The following is a 3225-nucleotide window of genomic DNA, read 5'->3' on the forward strand; positions in this document are numbered from 1 at the left end:
TGTTTCCGACCCTACCATGCTTCCGCGTCGTCCGATTTCCCGAACTTCGGCCTGGCCGGTAGGAGTTGCTCACCAGAGTAGAGGATTCTTCCGGCCGGTCCAAATCGGTCCGGCGGAACGCATCTTCATATCCCTGGCCGAGCTCGAAGGACCTTACGGAACGGCCCCTACGGTGTCAAGTTGAGGCTGCCGGGCGCCCCACCGCCCCCGGATGCGGGCGCCGTTGGGGCGTGTGCGGCCGCCACTGCCCACGGCCGTGCGCCTGCCGGGCGGGCCAGCGGCGCGCGGCCCGCCCGGTGGCGGTCAAAACCGGTGGCACGCCGTCGCGTCCGGCCTCTAAGCTCGGCCGCTTTGTGGCAATCGCCGTTCCGAATAGAGGCGGGAGGAAATCGAATGCGCCCATCGGGGCTGTACCCGGCCGTCGCGGCCAGCGGTTTCCGGCGCTATGCCACGTACCGGATCGCCACGGCGGCCGGGGTGTTCACGAACACCGTCTTCGGCTTCATCCTCGCCTACACCTACGTCGCGCTGTGGTCGGAGCGGCCGCAGCTCGGCGGGTACGACCAGGCGGAGGCGCTCACGTTCGTCTGGGCCGGGCAGGCCCTGTACGCGACCGTGGCCGTCATGGGCGGCGGATTCCAGGAGGAGCTCCAGGAGCGCATCAGGAACGGGGACGTCGCCATCGACCTGTACCGGCCGGCGGATCTCCAGTTGTGGTGGCTGGCGTCCGATCTGGGGCGCGGGGCCTTCCAGTTGCTCGGCCGGGGGATCGTGCCGCTGGCGATCGGCGCGTGGGCGTTCGACCTGGCGCTGCCGCGGAGTCCCGCGGTCTGGGTCCTCTTCGTGGTCTCCGTGCTGCTGGCCATCGTCGTGAGCTTCACGCTCAGGTATCTGGTGGCGCTCTCCACGTTCTGGCTGCTCGACGGCACTGGGATGAACATGATCAGCACGCTGGCCGGGATCTTCTTCTCCGGGATGACGCTGCCACTGACCGTGTTCCCCGGCCTGCTCGGCGACGTCGCGGAGTGGCTGCCCTGGGCGGGCATGGTGCAGGTGCCGGCGGACGTGCTGCTCGGCCGGTACGACGGGGCCGGGGTGGCGGGGGTGCTGGCCTTCCAGGTGGGGTGGGCCGCGGTGCTGCTGCTGGTGGGGCGCGGGGTGCAGGCGCTGGCGACGCGGAAGGTGGTGGTGCAGGGTGGCTGACGGGCTGCGCGCATACCTGCTGATCGTGTGGATGTGGATGCGGTCCACGCTGACGTACCGGGTGTCGTTCGTGCTGACGACCGTGGGGAGCGGCACGACGGCGTTCCTCGACTTCGCCGCCATCCTGATCATGTTCACGCACGTGGATGCGCTGGGCGGTTTCTCGGTCGCGGAGGTCGCGCTGCTCTACGGGGCGACGAGCACCTCGCTCGGCCTCGCGGATCTGACGCTGGGGAACGTCGACCGGATCGGCGCGCGGATCAGGGACGGCACGCTCGACGTGCTGCTGGTGCGGCCCGCGCCGGTGTTCGCGCAGGTGGCGGCGGACCGGTTCGCGCTGCGCCGCGTCGGGCGGATCGTGCAGGGGCTGCTGGTGCTGGGCTGGGCGCTGACGGGTCTCGACGTGGAGTGGCACGCGGGCCGGGTGCTGCTGCTCGTCGTGATGATCGTCGCCGGGGCGGCGATCTACGGGGCGGTGTACGCGCTGGGCGGGGCGTTCCAGTTTCTGGCGGGCGACGCGGCGGAGGTGCAGAACTCGTTCACGTACGGCGGGAACACGCTGTTGCAGTACCCGCCATCGATCTTCGGGAAGGACCTGGTCCGCGGGGTGACGTTCGTCGTGCCGCTGGCGTTCGTGAACTGGGTGCCCGCGCTGCGGCTGCTCGGCCGGGACGATCCGCTGGGGCTGCCGGGCTGGGTGGACTTCCTCTCCCCCGCGGTGGCCGTCGTGATGTGCGGGCTGGCCGGCCTGGTGTGGCGGGCGGGGCTGCGGAGCTATCGGAGCACGGGAAGTTGAGCGGGGAGTTGAGCGGAATGCACGACGCACTGATCGAACTGGACGGGCTGGAGAAGGTGTTCCAGGTGCGGCGGCGGGCCGGGGGTTTCCGCAGAACGCGGGAGGAGGTCCGGGCGGTCGACGGGATCTCGTTCGAGGTCGCGCGCGGGGAGATGGTGGGCTACATCGGCCCGAACGGGGCGGGCAAGTCGACGACGATCAAGATGCTGACCGGCATCCTCACGCCGAGCGGCGGGCGGCTGCGGGTGGCCGGTCTCGATCCCGCGCGGGAACGCACCCGGCTGACGCGGCGGATCGGGGTGGTGTTCGGGCAGCGCACCACGCTGTGGTGGGACCTGCCGCTGCGCGACTCGTACCGGCTGGCGCGGCGGATGTACCGGGTGGAGGAGGCGCGGTTCCGCACGAACATGGACCGCCTGGTGGAGCTGCTCGGCCTGGGCCCGCTGCTCGACGTTCCGGTGCGGCAGCTGTCGCTCGGGCAGCGGATGCGCGGGGACATCGCCGCGGCGCTGCTGCACGATCCGGACGTGCTGTACCTCGACGAGCCGACGATCGGCCTGGACGTGACCAGCAAGGCGAGGGTGCGCGGCTTCCTGCGCGACCTCAACCGGGAGCAGGGCACGACGGTGCTGCTGACGACGCACGACCTGACGGACATCGAGCAGCTGTGCCGCCGGGTCATGGTGATCGACCACGGGCGGCTGATGTACGACGGGGCGCTGGCCGGCCTGACGGAGATCGGGGAGAGCGAGCGGACGCTGGTGGTGGACCTGGAACGCGAGCTGCCGCCGATCGAGGTGGCCGGGGCGCGCACGGTGCGGGTGGAGGGGCCGCGCCAGTGGCTGGCGTTCCCCGCCTCGGCGAGTGCGGCGCCGCTGGTGGCGCGGATCGCGGAGAGCTGCCCGCTGGTCGACCTGTCGATCCGGGAGCCGGACATCGAGGACGTGATCGCGCGGATGTACGAGCTGGGGCGGACCGGGGGCACGGCGGTGGGGTAAACCCCCGGGCGGATACGGCGATGGGCACCATCGTCCCGGGGCCCGCGGAACGGCACTGTTGCTCGCGTACCTGACAGGCCGTTTCAGCTGAAGGAGACCCACCGTGGCAACGGCTGTATCCGAAACTCGTACCGCGGTTGCCGCGCGGGCAGACTGTGTCGTCAAGGCGTACGGCGCCGGTGAGACCCGGGTCGTGGCGCTCGACCGGGTGAGCGCCGATATCCAGCA

Annotated in this window: 3 protein-coding genes and 1 pseudogene; all 4 read left to right on the top strand. The window is 70.9% G+C overall.

Going from position 1 to position 3225, the window contains the following annotated elements; genetic code table 11:
- The first annotated feature begins 393 nt into the window (after positions 1–393).
- Positions 394–1203 carry an ABC-2 family transporter protein gene (locus tag STBA_RS35325; RefSeq protein WP_077063899.1) on the top strand — a complete coding sequence of 270 codons (810 nt, stop codon included), beginning with the start codon at positions 394–396 and terminating at the stop codon, positions 1201–1203.
- Between the two features lie 31 nt (positions 1204–1234).
- Complete coding sequence (locus STBA_RS35330; RefSeq protein ID WP_079252537.1) at positions 1235–1999, top strand: ABC transporter permease; 765 nt, start codon at positions 1235–1237, stop codon at positions 1997–1999.
- A gap of 17 nt (positions 2000–2016) precedes the next feature.
- Positions 2017–2997 (top strand): ATP-binding cassette domain-containing protein, encoded by a 981-nt coding sequence (locus STBA_RS35335; RefSeq protein WP_077063901.1) that lies wholly within the window; start codon positions 2017–2019, stop codon positions 2995–2997.
- Positions 2998–3100: 103 nt separating this feature from the next.
- Positions 3101–3225 (top strand): annotated as a pseudogene (locus STBA_RS36955) (ABC transporter ATP-binding protein); the annotation flags it as partial.

The organism is Streptomyces sp. MP131-18 (assembly GCF_001984575.1).
Lineage (GTDB): Bacteria > Actinomycetota > Actinomycetes > Streptomycetales > Streptomycetaceae > Streptomyces > Streptomyces johnsoniae.